This window comes from Psychrobacter sp. UBA6291 (genome assembly GCF_002439405.1).
In the GTDB taxonomy this organism is placed as follows: Bacteria; Pseudomonadota; Gammaproteobacteria; order Pseudomonadales; family Moraxellaceae; genus Psychrobacter; species Psychrobacter faecalis.
Map to the genome: position 1 here is coordinate 1 of NZ_DJUD01000028.1, position 24,701 is coordinate 24,701.

The 24,701-nt window shown below is 44.2% G+C and carries 21 protein-coding genes; 5 read left to right on the forward strand and 16 right to left on the reverse strand.

Annotated elements, in window-relative coordinates; all coding sequences use genetic code 11:
• Positions 1–33: 33 nt before the first annotated feature.
• From B3R91_RS05020 to B3R91_RS05060, 9 genes are all read right to left on the reverse strand, one after another.
• Positions 34–840 (reverse strand): tRNA threonylcarbamoyladenosine dehydratase, encoded by an 807-nt coding sequence (locus B3R91_RS05020; protein ID WP_414707513.1) that lies wholly within the window; start codon positions 838–840, stop codon positions 34–36.
• Between the two features lie 166 nt (positions 841–1,006).
• Complete coding sequence (locus B3R91_RS05025) at positions 1,007–1,993, reverse strand: TatD family hydrolase (protein ID WP_286796719.1); 987 nt, start codon at positions 1,991–1,993, stop codon at positions 1,007–1,009.
• Between the two features lie 51 nt (positions 1,994–2,044).
• Positions 2,045–2,224, reverse strand: coding sequence for a hypothetical protein (locus B3R91_RS05030; protein ID WP_144296610.1), 180 nt, complete (start codon positions 2,222–2,224; stop codon positions 2,045–2,047).
• Positions 2,225–2,548: 324 nt separating this feature from the next.
• Positions 2,549–4,813: a type II secretion system secretin GspD gene (gspD, locus tag B3R91_RS05035; protein WP_286796720.1), complete on the reverse strand. Its 2,265-nt coding sequence runs from the start codon at positions 4,811–4,813 to the stop codon at positions 2,549–2,551.
• Between the two features lie 113 nt (positions 4,814–4,926).
• Positions 4,927–5,859 (reverse strand): type II secretion system protein N, encoded by a 933-nt coding sequence (locus B3R91_RS05040; protein WP_286796721.1) that lies wholly within the window; start codon positions 5,857–5,859, stop codon positions 4,927–4,929.
• Entirely contained in the window at positions 5,860–6,684 is an 825-nt protein-coding gene (gene gspN, locus B3R91_RS05045) for a type II secretion system protein N (RefSeq protein WP_068403900.1), read from the reverse strand.
• Positions 6,685–6,893: 209 nt separating this feature from the next.
• Positions 6,894–7,217 (reverse strand): H-NS family nucleoid-associated regulatory protein, encoded by a 324-nt coding sequence (locus tag B3R91_RS05050; RefSeq protein WP_144296613.1) that lies wholly within the window; start codon positions 7,215–7,217, stop codon positions 6,894–6,896.
• A gap of 271 nt (positions 7,218–7,488) precedes the next feature.
• Positions 7,489–8,145 (reverse strand): single-stranded DNA-binding protein, encoded by a 657-nt coding sequence (gene ssb, locus B3R91_RS05055; RefSeq protein ID WP_286796722.1) that lies wholly within the window; start codon positions 8,143–8,145, stop codon positions 7,489–7,491.
• A gap of 108 nt (positions 8,146–8,253) precedes the next feature.
• Positions 8,254–9,618, reverse strand: a complete 1,365-nt coding sequence (locus tag B3R91_RS05060) for an MFS transporter (protein WP_191690405.1) — start codon at positions 9,616–9,618, stop codon at positions 8,254–8,256.
• An 826-nt stretch (positions 9,619–10,444) separates the two neighbouring features.
• Here B3R91_RS05060 and uvrA point away from each other — a divergent pair.
• On the forward strand, positions 10,445–13,351 hold the full coding sequence (uvrA, locus tag B3R91_RS05065; protein WP_286796723.1) for an excinuclease ABC subunit UvrA: 2,907 nt from the start codon (positions 10,445–10,447) through the stop codon (positions 13,349–13,351).
• 350 nt (positions 13,352–13,701) lie between these two features.
• On the opposite strand, the gene B3R91_RS05070 is transcribed toward uvrA, so the two are convergent.
• Both B3R91_RS05070 and B3R91_RS05075 read right to left on the reverse strand, forming a co-directional pair.
• Entirely contained in the window at positions 13,702–14,319 is a 618-nt protein-coding gene (locus B3R91_RS05070) for a hypothetical protein (protein WP_286796724.1), read from the reverse strand.
• A gap of 84 nt (positions 14,320–14,403) precedes the next feature.
• Entirely contained in the window at positions 14,404–14,685 is a 282-nt protein-coding gene (locus B3R91_RS05075) for a DUF503 domain-containing protein (RefSeq protein WP_286796725.1), read from the reverse strand.
• 145 nt (positions 14,686–14,830) lie between these two features.
• Between B3R91_RS05075 and gorA the strand changes: the two genes are divergently transcribed.
• Positions 14,831–16,186: a glutathione-disulfide reductase gene (gene gorA / locus B3R91_RS05080; protein ID WP_286796726.1), complete on the forward strand. Its 1,356-nt coding sequence runs from the start codon at positions 14,831–14,833 to the stop codon at positions 16,184–16,186.
• A gap of 124 nt (positions 16,187–16,310) precedes the next feature.
• Here gorA and B3R91_RS05085 read toward each other — a convergent pair whose 3' ends face one another.
• A complete protein-coding gene (locus B3R91_RS05085) occupies positions 16,311–16,688 on the reverse strand; it encodes a hypothetical protein (RefSeq protein WP_286796727.1) in 378 nt (125 codons plus the stop codon).
• A gap of 107 nt (positions 16,689–16,795) precedes the next feature.
• Between B3R91_RS05085 and B3R91_RS05090 the strand changes: the two genes are divergently transcribed.
• Positions 16,796–17,008: a hypothetical protein gene (locus tag B3R91_RS05090; protein ID WP_068403915.1), complete on the forward strand. Its 213-nt coding sequence runs from the start codon at positions 16,796–16,798 to the stop codon at positions 17,006–17,008.
• A 65-nt stretch (positions 17,009–17,073) separates the two neighbouring features.
• On the opposite strand, the gene B3R91_RS05095 is transcribed toward B3R91_RS05090, so the two are convergent.
• A complete protein-coding gene (locus B3R91_RS05095; protein ID WP_286796728.1) occupies positions 17,074–17,712 on the reverse strand; it encodes a GNAT family N-acetyltransferase in 639 nt (212 codons plus the stop codon).
• A gap of 107 nt (positions 17,713–17,819) precedes the next feature.
• Positions 17,820–19,427: an FAD-dependent oxidoreductase gene (locus tag B3R91_RS05100; RefSeq protein WP_286796729.1), complete on the reverse strand. Its 1,608-nt coding sequence runs from the start codon at positions 19,425–19,427 to the stop codon at positions 17,820–17,822.
• 262 nt (positions 19,428–19,689) lie between these two features.
• On the opposite strand from B3R91_RS05100, the gene truD reads away from it, so the two are divergent.
• The gene (gene truD / locus B3R91_RS05105) at positions 19,690–20,964 is read left to right on the forward strand and encodes a tRNA pseudouridine(13) synthase TruD (protein WP_286796730.1); all 1,275 of its coding nucleotides are present in this window, start codon (positions 19,690–19,692) and stop codon (positions 20,962–20,964) included.
• 94 nt (positions 20,965–21,058) lie between these two features.
• On the opposite strand, the gene B3R91_RS05110 is transcribed toward truD, so the two are convergent.
• On the reverse strand, positions 21,059–22,651 hold the full coding sequence (locus tag B3R91_RS05110) for a GGDEF domain-containing protein (RefSeq protein ID WP_286796731.1): 1,593 nt from the start codon (positions 22,649–22,651) through the stop codon (positions 21,059–21,061).
• Positions 22,652–22,935: 284 nt separating this feature from the next.
• Positions 22,936–23,817, reverse strand: a complete 882-nt coding sequence (locus B3R91_RS05115) for a PHP domain-containing protein (RefSeq protein WP_286796732.1) — start codon at positions 23,815–23,817, stop codon at positions 22,936–22,938.
• Positions 23,818–24,039: 222 nt separating this feature from the next.
• Between B3R91_RS05115 and ispZ the strand changes: the two genes are divergently transcribed.
• Positions 24,040–24,591 carry a septation protein IspZ gene (ispZ, locus tag B3R91_RS05120; protein WP_191690383.1) on the forward strand — a complete coding sequence of 184 codons (552 nt, stop codon included), beginning with the start codon at positions 24,040–24,042 and terminating at the stop codon, positions 24,589–24,591.
• The last annotated feature ends 110 nt before the right edge of the window (positions 24,592–24,701 follow it).

Genomic DNA, 24,701 nt, shown 5'->3' on the forward strand with positions numbered 1-24,701 from the left:
CATACTTTTTAGAACACCACCCGTTAATTCAGGTCAGACGCTTGGCTTAACCGCCGCCTGTTTGAGCAGTAATTGTAATGCTTCGCTAACCATCAGCATCGCGACCACTGAGGTGACGACGACCGCCGAACCATAGCCACCGCAGTGTAAACCGCCTGTTTGACAGCTTTTATCAACACGCGGTGGCTCTGTCGAATAGACACATTTGATGCCAAATTTTTCTTTAAGCGCACTATTAATCCCTTTTTCGTGGCGCAGCTTATTGCGTAGCTTTGCCAACAGCGGATCTTGATAACTGTCCCGTAAGTCGCTTATACGAATCTGGCTTGGGTCTATCTTACCACCTGCTCCGCCTGCACACACCAATTTTAGTTTGTTAAAGCGGCAGTGCAGTACAATAGCAAGCTTAGCATTCATATCATCGACACAGTCTAAAATAACAATCGGATTTTTTTGCATAGCCATTTTTGCTTGCTCGCGCGTGGGCAATAATGCTGCGACATTTTCAGGTGTTAAAAAATCATCTATCAGATTTATTTTAACTTTCGGATTAATCTCACGGATACGTGTGGCCATTGCCGCGATTTTACTTTGCCCAAAAGTACTGTCTAATGCGGGCAGCTGACGATTGACATTTGACGCCACCAATATATCCAAGTCAATCAATGTAATCGTCCCAACGGCGGTACGCGCCAGCGCCTCTGCCGCCCAAGAACCCACTCCGCCAACGCCAATAACATAAACGTGCGCTGCGGCAAAGGTATCGACAGCAGAGGCACCGTAAAGGGTTTGCGTGCCTTTAAAACGGCGCTCATACTGCGCTGACGATTCATCAATCACATCGACGCTATTAGCAGCAAGTTGTTGCTCGCTGCGCGCAGTGACCTCTTTATTAACTAAAGTATCTGTTTGATTTATAGTTTGCTGCAATTGTGTCTCTTCGGTCATAACAAATTAAAGCTCGATTAAAAGGTTGTTTATTATTAATAAGTATTTTGGACTACTTTTAAGATGGATAATGCCAATTGGTACGTAAAGCACTGCAACTGTTGTGCCACAATTGCTCGGCAAGCCTCTCGGTTGGCACCGCAAGTAATTCACTTAAACTGCCTAGTACGTAAGGTAAGTTGGCTGGGACATTTCTATTATGAGCGGGCGCATCGCCCCATTCATCATCTGGGCTTTGCCCAAGTGCTGACTGACTACCGATTGAGTCTTGGCACATTATCGGCGTCATATCTGGGCAATCTGTCTCGATGACCAAACACCCAATACCATAAGTATCGACCGCTGCTTGAATCGCACGGCGTAGCTTTTTGGCATTGGGATTGGTCACCTGACCGGTCACCCCAAGCTTAAAGCCCAACTTTACAAAGGCTTTTGCTTCTTGTTCACCGCCACTAAAACTATGAGCAACGCCGCCAAGCTTATGGGCATCATAGTCATGCGCCTTTAACAACGCCAATGCTTCAGCATGCGCTTTACGAATATGTAGCATGACAGGTAACTGGTGGCTAACCGCCATATCCAATTGCGCTTTAAAAAAACGCGCTTGCTTGGCGACCATATCAGGTTGTTTCATCTCATCCGTAAAGGTATCAAAGCCGATTTCACCAATGGCTAAAGGACGCTTGTTATTTAACATCTGCGCCATGTTTTCTAAATGCTCATCCGTATGCTGATCGATATAAAAAGGATGCAAACCTAGGGCAATATACGCATGCAGAGACATTTCTTTTTGCTTAAATGCCTGTTCTGAAACAGCATGTGCCTGTTTATCAATAAATTCTTTAGTTGCGTATAAACGGTCAAAGTGTCTGTGTAAATAACCGACCAATACCAAATGGCGCACGCCTCGCTGATACGCTTTTTGTATTTGCTCCTCTCTGTCGACATCAAACACAGGAGCGTCAAAATGGGTATGAGTATCAATGAGAGGAAAAATAGTAGGCAATTTCTCATTAGCGTTAAATGAGGCGTCAATCGCAGTCATCAATAGACTCCAAATTTAATAATTTTCATTATTTTTCTTAAATATAGACGTTTAATTCAAATTAGATAATTTATTAGCTGCTTTTTCGTCAGGCCCTTTATCATCGTTATTATTATTTGATAATTGGCTATCAGCCTTTTTACTACTACGCCGCGGAATCAGTAATAGAGCCATAGCGACCGCACTGAAGATTAACCATTTCTTTTTCTTTTGATGATCAAGATTGCTCATTAGTGCCGCCTATAGGTTCTAGCTACTTTTAAGATTCTAGCCATTTTTCACTTATTAGCTTAAAAATTACTAACTTAAACCAGTCTACTTAAATGACAGTTATCTAAAGAATTATCTTAAAAAATTGCTTATAAAAGCAAAAGGTTATTAGAAACATTATAATTATACGCCGCTGGAAGACGCCCTATGTTTATCTATGTTATGAATACGCAAGCTAATGTACGGCAACGCTATCATGCCGTACGTTTACTGATGTTCTTGATTTTATTTTAATCTAGAAGCTGTCGCTTGCCGCATTCACTCGCAAGCGCTCTATATTAGAATTTAGCGTTTTAAAGGATAAGTCGTGATACCACTAGTACTAGGTGTATCTACTTTAGTAAACCCTTGCGAAGTTGGCTTTGGCGTTTGGTCACGCTTAGGCACCAGTGGATTGAGGGGCATCAATTCATAGTCTGCGCTGACATTGCCATTCCAGCCTTCTGTACCACTAAGTGGCAGCTGTTTAATGGTACCGTTTTTATCGATAACCAGTTGCAGGACGCGCATCTGATTGTATTTGCGCTCAGTCACACTAGCGACAGCGCCGCCGTCACGTAAGATGGTCGGCTGTAAAAAGATGATTAAGTTACTCTTTTGCGTGCTGTCATTATCAGAGCGGAACAGCCGTCCGATGACGGGTACACTGCCCAAACCGGGAACTTTTTGTTGGCGAGTGGTGGTGTTATCGCGCATTAAACCGCCCAAAGCAATGGTCTGCTGATCATCGGCTAGGATGGTGGTGTTAATCAAGCTTTTATTGGTAATAAGACCGCTGGCATTGGCGGCGCTGCCGGGCACTACGGATGAGACCTCTTGCGAGACCTCTAGACGTACGGTGCCATTATCACCAATATGAGGAATGACATTTAGATTGATACCAATATCCTGGCGGTCAATGGTCTGAAAAGGATTGGTCGATGAGTCACTGCCGGTGGTATAAGAGCCGGTGACAAAAGGTACGTTTTGACCGACTAAGATACTGGCTTTTTCATTATCCAAGGTTAAAATTGATGGCATCGACAGCAGATTGGCGCTGGTCGACGAATCAAGCGCTTGTAAGATTGCACCATAAAACTGAGTGTTACCTTGGCTGTCTTTTTTACTATCACCGATGCCAATTAACGCTCCAGCAATAGAGCCCGCTGCTGCACTAATATTTGCGCCACCTGATAACGCGGCGGCGGCAAGCGAGACAGCACTCGCGCCAACATTATTAAAGTTGACCACGCCATAACCACTATTGGCATTACCCAGGGCCCACTGCACGCCAAGTTGGGTAGCGTCATCGCCTGAAACCTCAACAATCGCCGCTTGAATCAAAACCTGGGCACGGCGGCTATCGAGCTGAGCGACGGCATCTTCAATCTCAAACATCAGCTCGGGCGCGGCATTGACGATAACAGCATTTTGCGTTTCATCCGCGATAATGCTAAAAGGTCGCCCGCCAATACCATTACCTGTGCCACCTGAACTTGCAGTAGATAACGCTGCTCCCGTAGCGCCAGTATTGGTATTTGCAGCACTGTTGGTAAGCGCATTAGTATTATTGTTAAGGGCCGAGCCTGTACCACTGGCACCGTTTAGCGAAGCTGACTCTAAAGTTGAGGCTGCACCAGCGCTATTAATAGACTGACTGGCAAGCAAGCCGCGCAGCATCTCTGCAATGTGACCAGCACTGGCGTATTTTAAACGAAAGACGCGCAGACCACTTAAACGCCTCGAAGGCGTGGTGTCTAGTTGATTGACCATTTCTTGAACTTTGGCAATCATCTCCGGACTGCCTTTGACGAGCAGCCTATCGCTAGAGGTATCGGCGATGACTTTTAGCTGATTACTGCCACCTTGCGCTTGCCCGCTACCTGCGCTTGCCACCAAGGCGCTAATCAACTCCATCATACGCTCAGCGTCGACATGACGCAGCGGTATGACTTGCAAACTGTCATTGACGTTGCTGTCTAAATCGCGGATAAGTGCCGTTAATTGGTTTAAGCTATCAGCGCGGTCTGACAATACTAGGGCATTAACGCCCGGTACCGCTGCTGCATGGGCGGACTGCGGCATCAGCGGTCGAATGACGCCAAGCACTTCTGCCGCTTGGGTATTGGTCAAATAAATCACTCTTGTCGCTAAGGCTTCACCGACACTGTCCCCGCGTAAGTCCACCGCCACGCCAGATTGTTTGGCGACGTTATCTGGTACCAGCTTAATGGTTGTACCCGAATCGATAGCGGCAATACCATTAACCTGCATGACACTTAAAAACAGCTGAAAAATCTCGTCACGTGACAGCGCTTTATTGGAGATGACCGTGACGTTACCGTTGATACGCGGATCAAGCACAAAGTTTTGATTGGTAATGGTCGCCACTTCATTAATAAATGCTTTGATATCGGCATCTTGCAGATTAACCTTCCAGCTTTCTGCACTAACAAGCCCTGTGCTCGCTGCCCATAAAGGAACGGCTAAACATAGCGGCCGACACAAACGCATCAAACGCTGCAAGATATGGTACAAAGGCGTGACCGAAAAATTTTGAGAACTGACCATATTGATAATTACCTACAGTGATGACGCGGATATACTGATTTTCGTGCTTGCTGAATAAAAATTTTGCTGAATATTAATAAGAACCAAACTTATTACTTAATAACTGTTTTTTACTAAAACTGCTGGCGAATGGTAATAACTTGATCGCCGCGCTGTACTTCTATTTGCGCTTCGCCAGATTGTTTTACTTGCTGCAGTATACTGGCATCTTGGCCGGGATTGCTGCCAACGCTTTGACCATTAACAGTTAGTACCTTATCGCCCGGCTCTAGCCCTAAACGGTTACGCAGTTTGGCTGGCATGGCGGCGGTGACCTGATAGCTTTCTCCAGATGCCATCACTCCCATCCGACTTAAATAACTGGCTGGGTTTGACTGTAATTCGGTAACGGCTTCATCAATTGGCGACTGCGGCGCGCTTTGATCGGTTGCCTGACCATTTTCTTGGCCATTTTGCTCAGTTTCAGGATTGCCTTGCTCGGACATTGGCGCATTAGACAGGTTTGGCAACATACTATTATCGGGCAAACGCTGATTGCCCACCGCACCCGCCAGCATGGCACTTTGATCAAGCGGCATGGCTTCTGGCATTCTGATGACGACTTCTTTATCGTAAGCATCGGCGATAATGACTTCATTCCAATCGACGGCGACCAGCGTATAGTCACTGTCTTTTAAAGTGTCACCGATACGGTAATTTTTTACTTCGCCATTGACGTCCAGCATCGCCGAAGACAGACTCTCTGGTATGGCGATAAGTACACCTTTTAACAAAACATTGGGCGGCGGTTGTACGGGCGCAGCGATAGGATCAGGGTCCGCAAAAATGGCAAATAAACCACTATGATCTGTACTGGTGTTCGCCGTACTCTGTAAAGGAGCAAGCGGTAAGGTAGGCGCTAATGGAGCAGCTAGCAGCAACCAGAGTAAACGCGCCGCGCTCCAGCATAGCCAAACAATCGCTAATAGTAATAGTGCTGCTGCAAAGCGATTGAGGGTATTAATAACAGGTTTTAAACGGCTAGATACATCGGCAACATTCATCATCTAGCGCGCCCCTAAGCCACTAAGCAATGGCTGGCGCACACTGACTACAGGCGTATCTTGTGGGGCTTGACCTTTATATTCTGGCATATTTTCTAGTAGACGCTGAGTTAAGCTCACATCTAGCATATTGTCGCCATCGATATACAAATCGCCCAAGCGCTTATCTTGATTGTTGATAAGATTGACATGCAGCAGATTTTTATTATTTTTTTGCTCGGCACTGAGCTCAGCTCGCAGCGCAGGCATGGTGAGATAAAAAACCTTACCACCGCTAGGATAACCGACTTCGCCACCAACCCACGTTAACTGACCACTGGCCTCACTAAAACCGGCGGCGTTTCTATCTGAATTGCCTGCTTCAGAATTTTTAGCAGATTGACGTTTTAATGAAACGTTATTGACCTGAATGGGGGTATTAGGCAGCTGCCAATCGACCACATTTGATAAAGTTTCAGGGGCAATCTTACCGCTCATGTTTTGAATTTGCCATGAGCTGGTGCCTACTTTCACCTGACCATTTAAGCGGGTCTGCTCTGAGCTGATATCGACCTCTGCGCCTAATTTGCCTAATAGTAGATGCCATGGCTGCCACGACCACTCAGCAGCACCGGTAAGCGGTGTTGCTGACACAGGTAGCTGCCAAATCGCTGAGCCCTGCCATAAGTTGCCAGACACATGTTGTACATACGGCGTATCAGGGGCATATTTTTCAAGCAGCCACGCGGCAGGCATTTGCAACACGGCAAATAGCGCAAATAATATAAAGCCAAGTAGCCACCAGAGCTTGCGGGGACGCTTGTGAGACGACGTGGAAACGTGAGGCACGGTTAGCTAACTCTTATAGAAGACAAAAACGTCATTATCATAGCAAACAATGGCATACAGATGACAGAAAAAAAGCCAGTATCTTTGCACCAAAATAGTGGCGATAAAGAGACTGGCTTTTATCTAGCAACTTATTTTATGAAACCATCATAATTAATAATACATGAAAGCAGAATAGAATAAGCCTTTAACCAAGAGTTTTTAAATGGCTAGATGGCAAAATCCTCAAGCTTGCGACCTAACGCTAGTGCATCTACCAACCAAGTTGGTTTGCGTCCGCGCCCAGTCCAAGTTTCTTCATTATTATCGGTATTGCGATATTTAATGCTGCGTTTTTTCTCCAGCTTCTCGCCTGCTTGCAAAATCTCTTCGATGCTGGCATCGCTTTCTTCAGCGATTTTTTCAAACTGCATATAGGCGTCATATAAACGCTGATGCTGTTTTTCTTCAATCAATTGCTGCGCATTTTCAGTAATCGCGCGTAGCTCATCAACGTTTAAACTATTTAAATCTATGACGTTATTTTTGTTCATCGTAAACTCCACTTTTATATTAAGGTTATAACCGAGTTGGATTTTTACTAAAAACTTATGCGTAATAAAAATCGTAAGTAGCAGTAATATAAACAAAAATATAAACCGCCACAAGTATTGATTGATATTTAATAATAAATGCCAGTAAGCAAATATCTATTTCCAAAAAAATAAACTTTTATATTAAATAGAATTTATCATATAAAAAAAAGAGCCTCTAAATGTAGGCTCTTTTCTCTGATTTAATCAACACTATGGTCTAAGGTGTATCCTAGAATGGAATATCATCATCTACCGGACCGTCAGGCATTGCCGTCGGTTTTGACTGTGCAGGCGATTGAGCAGGTTTATTAAATTGGTTCTGCTGTGCAGGCGCATTTTGATTATTAAAGCTATTTTGGTTGCTACCCTGAGCGCCGCCTTGGTTATAACCGCCTTGTTGGTTATTTCCCTGTTGGCCAAAGTTATTTTGGCCACCTTGGTTTTGGTTCTGACCAGCAAAACCGCCGCCCTGATTGCCATAGCCGCCTTGGTTCTGATATTGGTTCGAGCCTTGAGCGCCACCAAAGCTGCCACCATCATTACTACCGCCAGTCGCACCATCGAGCATTTGCATTTGCTCAGCACGAATCTCGGTAATATAACGGTCTTGGCCGTTAGGATCTTGGTATTTACGCGTACGCAAGCTACCTTCGATATAAACCTTACTGCCTTTACGCAAATATTGTGCTGCGATTTCACCTAGACGGTTAAACAATGAAATGCGATGCCATTCCGTCGCTTCTCTTTTTTCACCGCTTTGCTTGTCAGTCCACTGCTCTGAGGTGGCAACCGAAATGTTGGTCACGCTACCGCCATTACTGAATTGGCGAGCCTCGGGGTCTGCTCCAAGGTTACCGATGATGATAACTTTATTAACTCCGCGCATAATATCGTCCTTTTACTTATAAATAATTTGTTTGCCAGCTTTAATCGAGTATTTAATATAGAGTATGAATACTAGCAGTAATATGACTTCACTTTAACCATTTTTCTGTTAAATATCTAGGGGGCTTTGCGCTAAATGCGACAGCTCTTGTCGTGCAGAATCTGTCAATTGCGTTTTATCCAATTTTAAATAAGCGACCTGCTCTTTTGCCATCACGACCAGCTCATCAACGCCATCTACCGCCAGCATTTGCCGTGACCAGTCTTGGATATTGATATCTTTGGGAATGGTCACCGTGGTGCTTGATAAATACGGTGGATCAGCAATCGGAATAATCAGCAGCAATGCCGCGCCCATAATAACAGCCAATACGCCCCACGCCAGTAAATTCGGCTGGGTTAATAATAAGCCACCCATCGCCCCGCCAACAAAAGCACCAAAGAACTGACTTGATGAGTTTAGTCCCATCGCCGTGGCTTTATTAGCAACGGGCGCACGCTTCGATATCCATGAGGGAATGGTCGCTTCGAGTAAATTAAAGCCCATAAAGTACAGCAACAAGCCTAGAATAATACCAACCCCGACCTGACTACCAAGTGCTAATAATGCCAGAGCCGCGGTCATTAAGGCAATCGCTGCCAAGAATACTTGGCGCATTTTGCGTTTTTTTTCGGCAATAATAATAAAGGGTATTGCTACGGCAAAACCAATAAATAATAACGGTAAATAAACCAAACCCTGCTGACGTACCGATAAACCAAGTACTTCACTGAGCTGATGCGGTAAGATGACGAAAATAGCCGTCATGGTTAAATGCAGAGCAAAAATACCGATATGCAAACGGTTTAAATCGCCAATCTTTAGCACATCTGCCAATTGCTGACCAATCGACTTGTTATCGAGATTGTGCTTAAGCACCCGTAGCGGCGTCGGTACGAACAATAATAGCAACATCGCTAAAACAGCGAAACCAGCGGTGAGCCAGAACAGCCCTGAGATACCTAGGGAGCCGACCAATAAAGGCCCAAAAGCAAAGGCCAGCATAATAGAAGTGGCAATGGTCAAACCCATGGTCGCCATCGCTTTGGTGCGCATCTCTTCACGCGTCACATCAGCAAGTAGTGCCATCAATACCGCCGATACCGCGCCACTGCCTGCCAGCGCCCGCCCGATAATGACTTCGTAGATATCAGTGGCATTGGCAGCGATGATACCGCCAATAGCAAATAATATCAGACCCAAAAAGATAATCGGCTTACGCGGAAACTTATCCGCGGCAAGGCTCATCGGTATCTGAAAAATCGCTTGCCCGAGCCCATAAATACCGACCGCCAAACCAATCAGAAACGGCGTTGCGTGCGCATAATTATCACCATACACCGAAAACACGGGCACAATCATAAACAGGCCAATCATCCGTAAGGCGAAGATACCACCGACCCCAATAATTGCCCGTTTTTCTACGCTATTCATACTTGCCTCACTGGTTCATCATTGCTGGTTTATCACTGCGGCTTGCTGGTATTATCACGCCTTTATCAAGGCGTTAGCCTACAAATTAAGCCCACTAGTATAAGTCATTCGCCGTTTGCTTGCCGAAACTTTTGTCTTACTGCTGCAGCCGCACGGTTGGCCTCTACTTGCGCTTTTTATAGAGGCGATAATTTTGTTACCAAGTGCATTTAATGACTCATTACACCTTGAATAATGCCGCTGCCATGACAATAAAGTAAGACGTTGACAAGATACTTGCCTTGACTGTACGGCAGCTTTTAGACTGATTTTAATGATAGAGATATATAGCAAGTATAATGGCTTTTAAAGCAGCCAAGCTTTTAAGAAATACGATATTTAAAATAATAAAATCTAAAGTGGCATGACATAAACAAGTAATACTTAAAAAAGCCGTGCTTACAACTAACAATATTCAAAACCGACATTTTCTCGAAAACTATGCTGAAAAAACTGAAAAACAAAGCTTAATTCAATCTATAACAAAGCACTTATGTTAGTTAACAAACATTTCATTTAGATTGTTTTAATGATTTCAAGGTTAAGACTTAAGTTAGGTTTGAACGTTACGCTTATATAAACCTACATCACTGACGCTTTATGAAAAAATTAGCGTATGAAAATCTATTTTATAACTGTTGTTTTATTAAGAAAATTTCGTGATAACGGCAGATTTTTATAAAGCCATAGCAACTTAACAACCAAATATGCTTTTAACAGCCCATTCATTAACTATATTTGACGCTTAGATTTTATATACCATTAGCAAATAGGAAACCTATCAACGATGGCACATGACCATATTGCAATACGCGGCGCACGTACGCACAACCTAAAAAATATCGATTTAGACATTCCACGCGATAAATTCGTGGTAATCACTGGCTTATCAGGCTCTGGTAAATCGTCACTGGCGTTTGATACGCTTTATGCCGAAGGGCAACGTCGTTATGTTGAGAGCTTGTCGGCGTATGCGCGTCAATTCCTCTCACAGATGGAAAAGCCTGAGGTCGATAGTATCGAGGGCTTGTCGCCAGCGATTGCGATTGAGCAAAAATCGACCAACCATAACCCGCGCTCGACCGTTGGGACGATTACCGAGATTTATGACTATTTGCGTCTGCTTTATGCGCGAATCGGAACGCCCTACTGCCCTGAGCATGGTGAGCCAATGGTGGCGCAATCGGTCACCGAGATGGTCGATCAAGTCATGGCGTTGCCTGCTGACACCAAGCTAATGATACTGGCACCGGTGATTCGTGAGCGTAAAGGTGAGCATACGGTTTTGCTTGAGCAATTAATTGGTCAAGGTTTTGTGCGTGTGCGCGTCGACGGTGATGTTTATGATACCGATGAGCTGCCAACGCTCGATAAGAAGAAAAAGCATACGATTGAAGTCGTCGTTGACCGCTTTAAAGTCCGTGATGACTTGGGCAACCGCGTCGCTGAAAGTCTCGAGACTGCCCTACGCTTGGGTCAAGGTCTGGTCACGCTACACTTTATGGATGGCAATCCAAAAGAAGGCGGTGACGAAAACCAAGTCATGTCAGCCAAGCATTCTTGCCCTGTTTGTGATCGTGCAGTCTCGGAGCTTGAGCCGCGGATGTTTAGCTTTAATAATCCGTACGGTGCTTGCCCAAGTTGTGACGGTCTCGGTAAACGTCAGTATTTCTCAAGCGATAAGCTAATTACCCATCATGAAAAATCGCTCAATCAAGGGGCGATTAATGGCTGGGATAAGCGGCACGCCTATTACTTTGGTTTGCTATCGACCGTTTGTCATCATTTCAAAATCGATATGGATACGCCATGGCAAGACCTGCCAAAAGCGCAGCAAGATATCATCATGCATGGCTCGGGTAAAGAGAAACTGACCTTTAATTTTACTGATGAGCGCGGACGTAAAACCAATAAAACTGTGCCGTTTGAAGGCGTGCTGCCGTATTTAGAGCGTCGTTATGCCAAAACCCAAAGCAACCTAGTACGTGACGAGTTGGCGAAATATTTAGCCGACACCACCTGTAACGTCTGTGATGGCGCGCGTCTGAATGAAATCTCACGCAACGTCCGCGTAGACGATCAAACCATTGCCCAAATCGTCAAACTGTCTATCGGTGATGCTGCTGACTATTATAAAACGCTCAAGATTGGTGGTCATAAAGGTGAAGTCGCCGAAAAAATCTTTAAAGAAATTAATGAGCGATTAAATTTCTTAGTAAGTGTCGGGCTTGATTATCTTACCCTTGCCCGCTCTGCTGAAACGTTATCGGGCGGTGAAGCGCAGCGTATTCGTCTTGCCAGCCAAATCGGTGCGGGGCTGATGGGCGTCATGTATGTGCTTGATGAGCCATCAATCGGCCTGCATCAACGCGATAATGATCGCTTGCTTAAAACCCTCACGCGTTTACGCGATTTGGGCAATACGGTACTGGTCGTCGAGCACGATGAAGATGCCATTCGCCAAGCCGATCACGTGATTGATATCGGTGTCGGCGCGGGCGTTCATGGCGGTCATATCATCGCCCAAGGGTCGGTCGACGACATTATGGCAACCAAAGGCTCGCTCACAGGGCAGTATATGTCTGGTGAGAAACGAATCGAGATTCCAAGTATTCGTCATAAAGCCAAAACCATCGAAGTTGAAGCAAAAGGTAAAGCCAAACCAAAACAAGTACCGATGTCGATTGAGCTAAAAGGCGCAACAGGCAACAACTTAAAAAATGTCGATTTGAGCTTGCCGATTGGCATTATGACTTGTATCACAGGGGTTTCTGGTTCTGGTAAATCGACCTTGATTAACCGCACCTTAATGCCTATCGCTGCCACCCAGTTAAACAATGCGTCAACGCTTATCGCTGATAAGCATGACAGCATTAGCGGACTTGAGCATTTGGATAAAATGGTCGATATCGACCAAAGTCCGATTGGCCGTACGCCGCGCTCAAACCCTGCAACCTATACCGGTGTCTTTACGCCAGTGCGTGAGATGTTTGCGCAAACCCAAGAAGCGCGCGCGCGTGGTTATAAAGCGGGTCGCTTTAGCTTTAACGTCAAAGGCGGACGCTGTGAGATGTGTCAAGGCGATGGCCTTATCAAAGTTGAGATGCACTTTTTACCTGATATGTATGTGCCCTGCGATACTTGTCATGGTAAACGCTATAACCGCGAGACGTTAGAGATTCACTATAAAGGTAAAAACATCGCCGATGTGCTCGATATGACAGTTGAAGATGCGACTGAATTCTTCTCAGCGATTCCAGCGATTCATCGACGCCTGCAAGCGCTGATGGACGTTGGTCTTAGCTATATTCGTTTGGGTCAATCAGCGCCAACGCTATCAGGCGGTGAAGCGCAGCGCGTCAAACTGGCGCGTGAGCTTGCCAAACGTGATACCGGACAAACGCTATATATCTTGGATGAGCCAACCACTGGTCTGCACTTCCATGATATCGATAAGCTGCTGCATATCCTCCATACCTTGCGCGATAAAGGCAATACTATCGTCGTCATCGAGCACAATCTCGACGTCATCAAAACGGCGGATTGGGTGATTGACCTTGGCCCTGAAGGTGGTAAAGGTGGTGGCATGATTATCGCCGAAGGCACGCCTGAAGAAGTAGCTGAAGTGAAAGGCTCGTATACTGGCGAGTTCTTAAAGCCTATGCTTAAGCAAAAGATGAAAGAAGTGAGTTAATAGAAGTTAGGTAATAATTGATGAAAAGGCTACTCTTTAGGGAGTGGCCTTTTTTATGTAGCAATTTATATTAGCTTAATAAAAAGCTAGAAAATTTAAAGTAGATTTGAATGTGGCTTGTTATCGCAGCTCGAACGTTCGGTTAATGAAGAAAACCTAGTAGTTCAATATTATTCAAAACTATCTTACTAGCTCTCATGCATCGACATTAATCTTACCTTATTTTATTATAGCTAATGTTAAACGCATCGTAATGTAGGTGTCGAAAGCTTCGCCCAATTTCTGCGCTGTATGTAATTGATATGCACATTAACTTAAGCCTCATCTATTTAAAAACATACAATAGCTACTTACTCAATAAAAACCTGTGTATGAATATTTAAAATAAAACTCTCAATAATATCAATTAATTCATGAATATAACCACTCTCAATTCTCACATCATCAAAATTATTTATAGATAAATTCTCGTTAGTCTCAATAAACTTAATCAACTTATCTTTTCCCACCTTACCTGATTCATGAACAATATTATTCCGAATTAAGTTAAAACCTTTGATTTGATTCCATCTATTATTTATTTGATCAAAATCCACACCTTCAACTTTAAGTAAATATAATCTCGCTCGGAAAATCCCTGTTCCACTCAGGTCAGTATATTTTAATTTTCTTCCATTCAATTCATACAAATATTCGCAAAAGTAATTTAAAAAACTTTCTAAGTATGAATAGAGTGTAACTAAACAAGACTTTCTATGAATATCTAAATGATGTAGCTCAATGTTATAGTAATCTCTTTCAAATTCATTCATATCGTCATAAATAGATGAATCTTTCATATCCTCTATACTTTTTTTATCTGATTGAAATTTATTTTCGATTGCTTGGTAATACTCTCTAAATTTTGATAGCTCAACCTTGAGCTTACCTTCCACCAGTGCAGAGCTCAATAATTTCCTGTGCGACATAAATAACTCCAATTATTCCTTAAACCTTAATAATATAACTTAAAGCTATATATATATGGCACTACATATAGCTTCCACTAGCCACTAAACAAACTCCCTCTCAACATTCATCACCCGCGCATCTACTATCCGCTCTATCTTTTCCTCGATTTGGCTGCATTGCGACTCCACCTCACGTTTAGAAAGCCCAACGATCACAAGCGTCCATTCGCTGGCGTCATGCCGATCACGCTCGCCACTCTCACAGACCGCAACACTTGGCGTATTGCCAAAGCGAGCATGCAAGCCGCCCATCCGTTGGCGTTTTTCTTTGAGTGAGCTACAGCCAGGTAGCGCGAAAGTCAGGGTTAAGATAACGATATGCATGAGTTTTCCTTATTAAAACCAGTCACACTTCATGGTATCATCAAGCATACTTTTTGTAGGGTTAAAAAGGCTAATATTTACCCTATTCCCTATAAATACCAATTTCACAACCTTCCTAATAAAAACCAAATCAAGAGACATAACAATGACCAAACATTATGATTATATTTCCATTGGCGGCGGTAGCGGCGGTATTGCATCAATTAACCGCGCTGCAAGCTATGGCAAAAAATGCGCCATTATCGAAGCCAACCAATTGGGCGGCACCTGCGTCAACTTAGGCTGCGTACCCAAAAAGGTCATGTGGTACGGCGCGCAAGTGGCCGAAGCCATCGAAAAATATGCGCCAGATTATGGCTTTGACATCGAGGTCAAAGGTTTTGACTTTCAAAAACTGGTCCATAGCCGCCAACAATATATCGAAAATATTCACCGTTCTTATGATAATAATCTGGCGAAAAATGGCGTTGAAGTGATAAAAGGCTTTGCTACCTTTGTCGATACTAACACTGTCGAGGTCAATGGCGAGCTGATTACCGCCGACCATATCTTAATCGCGACAGGCGGTCATCCGATTCTCCCCGACATCAAAGGTGCAGAATACGGCATCGATTCTGATGGCTTTTTTGCGTTAAATGAAATGCCAAAACGAGTTGCTATCGTTGGCGCTGGCTATATCGCTGTCGAAATCGCTGGCGTGCTCAATAGCCTTGGTGCTGAGGTGCATCAGTATGTGCGTCAACATTCGCCGCTGCGCTCATTTGACCATACTATCGTTGAAACCTTGCTGATAGAGATGGAGCAAGACGGTATCCAGTTGCATACCAATACCACACTCACTGAGATTCATAAAAATGAAGATGGTAGCCTGACGTTATGTACCGCAGATGGTAGCCTTGATACGGTAGATTGCTTGATTTGGGCGATTGGACGTGCGCCCTCAACCGACAATATCAACTTGCAAGTAACCGGCGTTGAGACCACTGAATTTGGCAAAATTAAAGTCGATAAATTTCAAAACACCAATGTCAAAGGCATTTACGCGGTCGGCGATATTATCGAAAACAGCATTGATTTGACGCCAGTGGCTATCGCTGCCGGTCGCAGGCTTTCAGAGCGCTTATTTAACAATAAAACCAATGAGCATCTCAGTTATGACTTGATACCGACGGTCATCTTTACCCACCCTGCTATCGGTACGATTGGCTTGTCTGAAATCGACGCCGTTGAGCAGCATGGCAAAGAAAATATCAAATGCTATAAATCAACATTTACCTCTATGTATAGCGCAGTCACACAGCATCGTCAAAAGTGCGTGATGAAACTGGTGTGCTTGGGTGAAGAAGAAAAGATTATTGGCTTACATGGTATTGGCTACGGTGTCGATGAGATGATTCAGGGCTTTGCGGTGGCGATAAAAATGGGCGCGACGAAAGCTGACTTTGATAACACGGTTGCCATTCACCCGACAGGTTCAGAAGAATTTGTGACCATGCGCTAGTTTTTATTGACTGGGCTAAATTCATAAAAGGCTACCTTTAACGAGGTAGCTTTTTTATTACTAGCCATTAAGGCATTTTGCGTTTTTCATATAAATCTTCATTTATCAAAGATTATTAAAGCAATTAATTATTCAGCGTCCATTCTCCCTTGGCATGATAAACGTTAAATATGGTTTTATTAGTTCGGCTATTTCCCGCAATCGTTTGGGTGATATCAGCGGTACAGCTAAAAGTACGGTTACCCTTGACGCGGTTACAGTCGATATTCTCGACGCGCTCAAGCGTTGGCATCATGCGCTCCATCAAACTGCTTATATCTTGCGCCATTTTGTCATTCTTATTATTGCTCGCATTCGTTTTAGCAGCCTGCATTATCTTGTTACCCTCTTTATATTGCGCTGCGATCAATTGCTCAATCACACTATCAGGAGGTGCTTTAGAATAGGTGACAAAAAATAGTATAAATAGGAGGAATAACGTCAATTTTTTAAACTTTCCCACCTTGACCTCCTGTTATGCTGATAGCGTTTTTCAAACGTAAGAGGCAGATAATTCAGACAGCACAATCACGATACTGCTATGATGCGTTTAATAATCACCGTTGCGAGATGCTTGTGTGGCAGATGTATTTTTCTATATTACCGATTGGTCTTGGCATCATGACCTTGGTCGCCAGCCTAATCGGCTTGTTTGCTTATTTGATGTCCAATGATAATGCCACGCGCCTGCTCGGTTTTAACTGGTTTAAGCGTTTAATTATCGTGGCATTTCTCCTATTGAGTGTCGGTTTATTTATGACCTTTGGCAGTTTTTGGGGTTAATGGCTTTTACGTTAATTGCTCTGAGGTAAATGGCTTCAGATTTAGTAAAACTGATTGACTTATCATTAGCTTACGAGTTTTTCTAATTCTAATAATTCTAAATCTTGGCGCTTAGGTTCGCCATTATTACCGTCGACGGGAAACGGCATGCTATTGCCATTTAACTCATAACCGCGGCGCTGATAATACGCCAAGAGCTCTGGTCGATGACTGAGAATAGACATCGTTAAACGCGCAGGGTTTTGTGCAGGCGTTTGGGTATTTGATTGTAAATGCCGCTGCGCAAATGTCTCTGCCGCCTGCAGTATCTGATGACCGACGCCAAGCCCTTGCAGCTCAGGCAAGACGGCAAACATACCGATATAAGCTTTTTGGTTACCCGCGCGCTGATTTGTAGCGACATCATCTTTTATGTCGACCGCGATACAGCCTAATAGCTCGCCCGTTTCTTTGCCATCACGCTCACTTGTTGTGGTTTTTGGATAAATAAAAACGTAATGCTTTGGGTCATTAATGACAGCCAATAGCTCATCTTTGGTAGTACGAATACCGCCCACCAAATCTGCCTCATTGGTCCAGCCTTCCGCTTGTCGATAACAGCGATTGAGCAATTGCTCGAGTGCGTCGACATCACTTGCTTCAGCTTGACGTAAAAATACGGTTGTTTTGTTTAAGGCTTCTTGAGTGATGTGGTCTTTATTCATAGCATCGGCTTTCCTTTTCCATTCATGTCTTATAAAAATCTATGGTATAAAAGGCTGGCTCGGATAACCAAGCCAGCCTTTATAATAATACGTATCCGTTTTTACTACTAGCGCGATAACACATGAGCTTGCGCGATAATATCAAACCCAGCATTGATTTGCGCGCGCGTTGGCGCGTGACCTCGGCGTAGTAGCTCAGAGAAGGCAATCAACTCTTTATCACGGCCAAGTGAGATAGCAGCACTTGCACGGGTGTTTTCTGCTTCGTCATCAAAATAGTACTCAATACAGTCGAATTTACTCGGCGTGCCGAATATAATACTATGGTCAGGCGTTGCGGCATGACCGCTATAGCGTAGGCTATTGCCGTACTGTGCCGTCCAAAAAAATGGAATACGCTCGGCTAAAGAGTTGACATTGTCTTCATTTAAGATAGCAGCGGCCGCAACGATACCGTGTTGCAGGGCCACGCGCCAATGCTCGATACGCATACGCCCCATCTGATTGGTGGCTTTGGCAATATCACCCAGCGCATAGACGCCGTCGCGCAGCTCTAAATAATCGTTAACTTGCACGCCATCAGGATCGTTGACCTCGTCTATTATTTCGGTACGCGGTGCTACACCTGTACCCAATATGATCATGTCGGCGTCAATTTTGTTGCCGTCATCCAAGACAACCCCGCTCACTGTGCCATTATCTTGCGCTATCTCAGCAACGTTGGCACCAAAGGCGAAGTTCACGCCTTTTTCTTTATGCAAATCAATCAGAGCATCACTGATACTTTCGGAGACAATATTACTCATTACCCGAGGGCTACGACCAACGATGGTAATAGAAGCGACCTTCCCCGCCTCCATTAATGCTGACGCCACTTCCATACCGATAAAGCCGGTACCGACGATAACTACCTGCTTGTTTTCACTGGCCTCTTTAATGTCTTTGGCATCATCCATACTACGCAGTGTATAGACTCCCTTGGCATCTGCGCCTTTAAACGGTGGCACTTTTGGCTCAGCGCCTGTCGCCACCACTAAGAAGTCCGCCGTTTGCTCTTCACGTTTACCATCTTCGCCTTTTATGACGATAGTACGCGCGTTTGGTAATACTTCGCTGACAGTTTGGTTTAAGCGCAAATCAATACTATTGTTACTCGCCCAATCCGCGCCGCCAAGCATCAAATACTTCTCGTTCATTTTGCCAGCCAAAAACATCTTGGATAATAAAGGACGATTATAAGGCGCTTTATCATCTTTACTAATCATCGTAATCTTGCCGCCATAGCCACTATGACGCAGCTGATTGGCAGTCATAAATCCCGCGCCGCCGCCGCCAATGATAATGGTATGGGTGTCCGTCAGCTTGTCATTTTCCACGCGCTTATCTATCTTTGCGGCGGTATTGACGACGATGCTATCGCCCTCATCGCTTAACTCGTATTGGGTCAAGCCGCGCATCGCAACAGGCTCCAATAGCGTGCCGTCGCGACTGTCAAAAGTACCGTGATGCCACGGACACACGACGCGATTACCACAGCGCAGCCCCTCACCCAAATCTGCGCCAGCATGCGGACATTTACCATCGAAGGCACTAAATTCGTCCTCATCACGGGTGATTAAAATGATACTATCGTCATCCTGTTTATAGGATTTCATGCCACCATTTGGAATGTCGGCTTTGCTAATGATGACGGTATGAATCGTTGCTTTACTCATGAGTTATCCTTAACGGTTATTATTAAAATTTATTATTTCCTGCTGCAAATGTACTTTTTATTGGCGTTTTAAATAAAATATTAATGCCAAAAATACGTGATTAAAAAACCAGATGTCTTGCCAGATACTTTGATACTAGCAAGACCCATTGCCAGACGCCATTTTTTTATATACTGACTGCGTTGCAAAACGTAAACTTACCTTTATTCCCTCTTTAACGTTTTGCTCTTACCCCTTTTTATCAATACAAAAGATACCTTTTATGACTTCTCAAGACGATTTTGCTAACGACTCATTTAATAACGATTCTCCTAATAACAAACCTTTGACTGATAAAACCTTTGATATCTCAACTATCGATATTACCGCCGCCACTGATACAGCCAAATTGCCACAGCCGACGCAGCAGCCTTTAAGGCAAGCGACCTATAAAGCCTATGCCACAGATTTTGTGGTCAATGAGATATTGCCGCTCGCCTTTACGGGCGAAGGTGAGCATTTATGGCTGCATATCGAAAAGCTCGGTATGAATACCGCCTATCTGGCTAAACTACTATCCGAATGGGCAGAGATTCCACTGCGTGATGTCGGTTACTCGGGGCTAAAAGACCGTCATGCGCTCACGACACAGTGGTTTAGCCTGCGCCTACCAAAAAAGCAATTACCAGAGTCTGAATTCGCGCCCGTCGATATCGGCGCCAATGAATCGCTTACTATCCTTGCACAGCAGTGGCACAATAAAAAACTCAATCGCGGTACGCATAGAGCCAATCAATTTATCATTACTTTACGAGATATCCAGTTTGCGGACTTAGAAGCTACAGCGTCCGAGCAGGATTTATCGGCTAAGAAAAGTGACAAAAGTGCTGTTGAGCAGCATTTAGCCAATATCAGCACAACGGGCGTGCCCAATTATTTTGGCCCGCAGCGCTTTGGTCGTAATGGCAATAATGTCAGAGAAGCATTGGCATTATTTGCCCGTCCAGCGCCAGAAAGTCGTCCGCAGCCCAAAAAGAGCAAACGTAAACAAGCGCCGCGCGAGCAAAACAGCATGGAGCTGTCTGCTGCGCGTAGCTTGATATTTAATGAAATATTGGCAGCGCGAGTACGCGATGGTAGTTGGAATACAGGGCTTGCAGGCGAAGTGTTTAATTTGGACGGGTCAGGCTCGATATTTGCCAGCGAAGCAATTGACGAGACTTTGCAAGCGCGACTTTCCAGCGGCGATATTCATCCGACCGCCGTGTTATGGGGCGTGGGTAATGATAAAGTCAGTGGCGTAGCAGCCGCTATCGAAAATGAGATTGTGCAAAACGACCCATTATTACATCAGCTAGCTACAGGCCTAGAGAAGCGTGATATCAAAGCACAACGACGCGCGCTAAGATTACCGATTGAAGAATTAAGTTGGGAATGGCAGGACATAGATAATGAGCCTATATTGGTGCTGAGCTTTACCTTAACGACGGGTAGCTTTGCGACCAGTGTGCTTGCAAGTTTGGTTCATAATCTAAACACAGCATCAATAACGATCTAAAAATCAGAATGAATGGCTATCTAATTGCTTATGTGATGTATGTAAGCAATTAAATTGCAGATGATTAGCTAGTAGCGAAAGTTACTCAAAGTTATTAGCTAGTAGCATAAAGGACGGCAATCTTATCTTTTTCTGCCGCTAACACAGCATTGGCGCTGACCACTTGATTGCGACCACGATCTTTTGCCTCATATAAGGCTTTATCAGCAATGCAGATTAAGCGCTGACAAATATCGCTCGGCAGCTGCGCCTTTAATATTTCTGTGGCAGCGCGTTTTCTTCTATGAGAGATTCTTTTTTGGGCGCGGGTTTTTTGCGAGCTTTCTTTTTGCGAGCTTTCTTTTTGCGTACTGGCTTTGTTGGTGCTAGCTTTGTCGGTACGGGCTTTATTAATATCGGCCTCTTGCCTACGAGATTTCTGCGTTTCCGCCAGCGGCTGCGTACTTTCTTCTAATGCCAAAGCCCTATATTCACTTTGAATACGGGCGCGCTCCTCATGGGTCAGGGTATAAACCCCTATACTGGCAGTGATATTAAAATCCGTTCCATCATCGCTCTTGATGACATGTTGCGCAATATCTTGGCGCAGCTGCTTCGCAATGGTCATGGCACTATCATGCTGGGTATCGGGTAGCACAATCAAAAACTCTTCGCCGCCATAGCGACTGACAATGCTCTCTTCTGATAAAGAGTTTAATAGGGTTTGAGCAACCTCAGACAGCACTTGGTCGCCAACGTCGTGACCATAATTGTCATTGATATTTTTAAACCAATCTAAATCCAATAAAATCACACTGAAATCTTGCTTATCTCCCATTGCGAGCAGCGCTTGCTGCATTTGCGTCAAACCATAACGGCGGCTTTTTAACTGGGTCAATTCATCTTGATTGGCATACTGCATAATCTCAGCTTTACTGTTATCCAATATCAATAGCAGCGTGCGAAACATATAGATGATAAAAATTGCCTTTGGCAGCGCCATATAAATATGGGTGGTGCGCCAAAAAAATGCTGAAGACAAACGCAGTTGATTAAAGGTCTCCCAACTCAGTATCCCATTTTTAAAAATCGACGCAGAAATGGCATTTTCAATTGATGTCATCTCGCTATAAGTAAGATAGCTATAAGTAAGATAGCTATAGCCATCTAAAGGAAAAGAGCTCATCGTCATTTGACGTAGATTGGGTATCGTCAAGCCAAAATAGGGAACCAAAGTGACGAGAAAAATCAGGACAATATGACCCAAAAAGGCTTTCCAGACATAGCGGCGACGTATAAGCATCATACCTAACATCGCGCCGCCAACGAGTGATACTCCCGCGACCAAACTACTGTGACCCATGACTAAAATGACCACGGCAATATAAAGGCTATAAAGCGTGACGATTATCGCTTGCCACTTATATAACGAATCCGTGTCTTTTCTAATCGGCGATAAGCGGCTAACCATCCAAGAAAAAAACAGGACCATCAAGGTGAGCCCTATCCACAAGGGATACAGCACATCCATATTTACGTAGGAGCCATAGATATCTTGGCGCCACCAGACAAATAAACACCATAGCCAATGCGATGACACTTCCAGCAAAATAAACAATGCCAGCAGCGATGCCCTATCAGCAGCTTGCCACTCAAAAATCACTCGCGAGAGTTTTCTGTAGCCTAGATGAGATATCGATACAGCCATAATGGGCTACCGCAGATAATGAAAGTTATTGAGCTAAAACCAAATAAGAAAGTAAAAAGGATGATTTATGTTAGATCTAAACTGACGCATTTAGTGTGGCAATTTTTCTTTTAATTATCAATCTGTTTAAGTGATTTATGCGTCAATATCTGACACCTCATTTTGGCCTATGTTTTTTTAGTAATGATTTTTAATAATGATTTTCAATTATATGGTCAATTTACAATGCCGAGTCACAGGATCGACTTATCATTTTAAATAATAGTTTTGGTTTATACTTTTAACTAAGCCAATGTCGCAAATGACTGCCAAATGCCCTGCTGTTCAGGGTGAAGGTTTGGTACGTCACCCAAACGTCGCCACGGCATATTACTACCATGAAAATCACTGCCGATAGAGGCAGCAAGCTGATGTTCAGCGATACTGCGATCGACCATTCGACGGGTACTAATCGGTTCGCTAGTTGAGGGTAACTCACAAGCATCACCGCCAAGCCCGGCAAATTCTTCGATAAGTTTACGTACGCGAGTGGCAGATAGCTGATAGCGGGTTGGGTGCGCGAGTACCGCCTTGCCGCCGCAAGCGTGAATCAGCCCGATGCCGCGCTGCATGGTTAATGCTTCAATCGCCACGTAGGCGGGTTTATTATCCGCTAGATATTTATCAAAAGCTTTTTGCACGGTTTTTACCGCACCGCGCTCAAACAACACTTGACCAATATGCGCACGCCCTACCGCTTGTGGATTGCCGCCTGCTTTATCGAGCACCGCCTGCCATAGCTCATTATAATCAATATCTAATAGCTCACTGAGTTTTGCAGTGATACGTTGACCGCGCGTGGCACGGCTATCTTGCAACTGCTGCAACGTCGCATGCATTTTATCAAAGTCGGTGAAATCAAGTCCCAACACATGGATAATTTTATTGGTGGATTTATTTTTGCCATAGCCGCCGCTAAGCGTATGCTCGCAGCTAATCTCAACCCCATTGATTAATTGTATATCATAGGCCGCCGCCGCCGCGCGTGCCTCGTCGATACCCATCAAGGTATCATGATCGGTCAGCGCCAGTACATGAATGCCAGCATTATGCGCGCGCTGTACTACCTCGGTCGGCGCATAGGTACCATCAGAGCATGTACTGTGGCAATGTAAGTCGATTTTCATAAAGCTGGCCTTAAGGTGTTGAAAGTGTTGAAAGTGTTGAAAGTGTTGTGCATTCAAATACGCTGTCACTACTGACTATATTATCAGTAAAAAAGGGGAAATGCGGCGAAGATAACGCATGAAGGCAGATCATAACGGATGATTATCCTGTTACTTGCTTTTTTTTGCAGCAGTAGACGTGTAAACTACCCCATACGTTTTTTGTTGGACATCCTATTTGCTATGAAAGCCTTATTAGACTTCATTCCGTTGATCGCGTTTTTTATTGCCGCGCGTTACAATGGCATTTTAGCGGCGGCAGGCGCCTTGCTCGTGGCCACTATTATTATTTATGCCATCCATTTTGTGCGTCAAAAAGGCAAATTTGATAAGCAGCAGTGGGTCGTTTTATTATTAACCATCGTCTTTTGCGGTGGCACGCTGCTATTGCGTGACGACATCTACTTACGCTGGAAGTCGCCTATCATCAACGGTATCTTCGCCGTTACGCTATTGGTCAGTGCCATCATCAATAAGCCACTGATGCAACTGGCGATGAAAGAAGTGTTTTCACTGACCTTAAGTGGCTGGAAAAAACTCACCGTCGCTTGGGCACTGTTTTTTGCCTTTATGGGTTTTTTACATTATATCACGGCATTTACGATGTCTGATGAGGCTTGGATTAACTTTAAAACTTATGGCTGGATTCCAATTATGTTGGTATTTGTGATTGCCCAATTTGCCGTATTAAAAAACCATCTCAATCCAGCATTAACCGATAAAACCACTAAATAGAAGCTATTTCAATCATAATAAAAGACTTAAAAGTATAATGAGAGATATCATCATTATTTTTTATTCTGGTTATTAGCGCTTTATACATACTTAGATTAACACATGAAGTG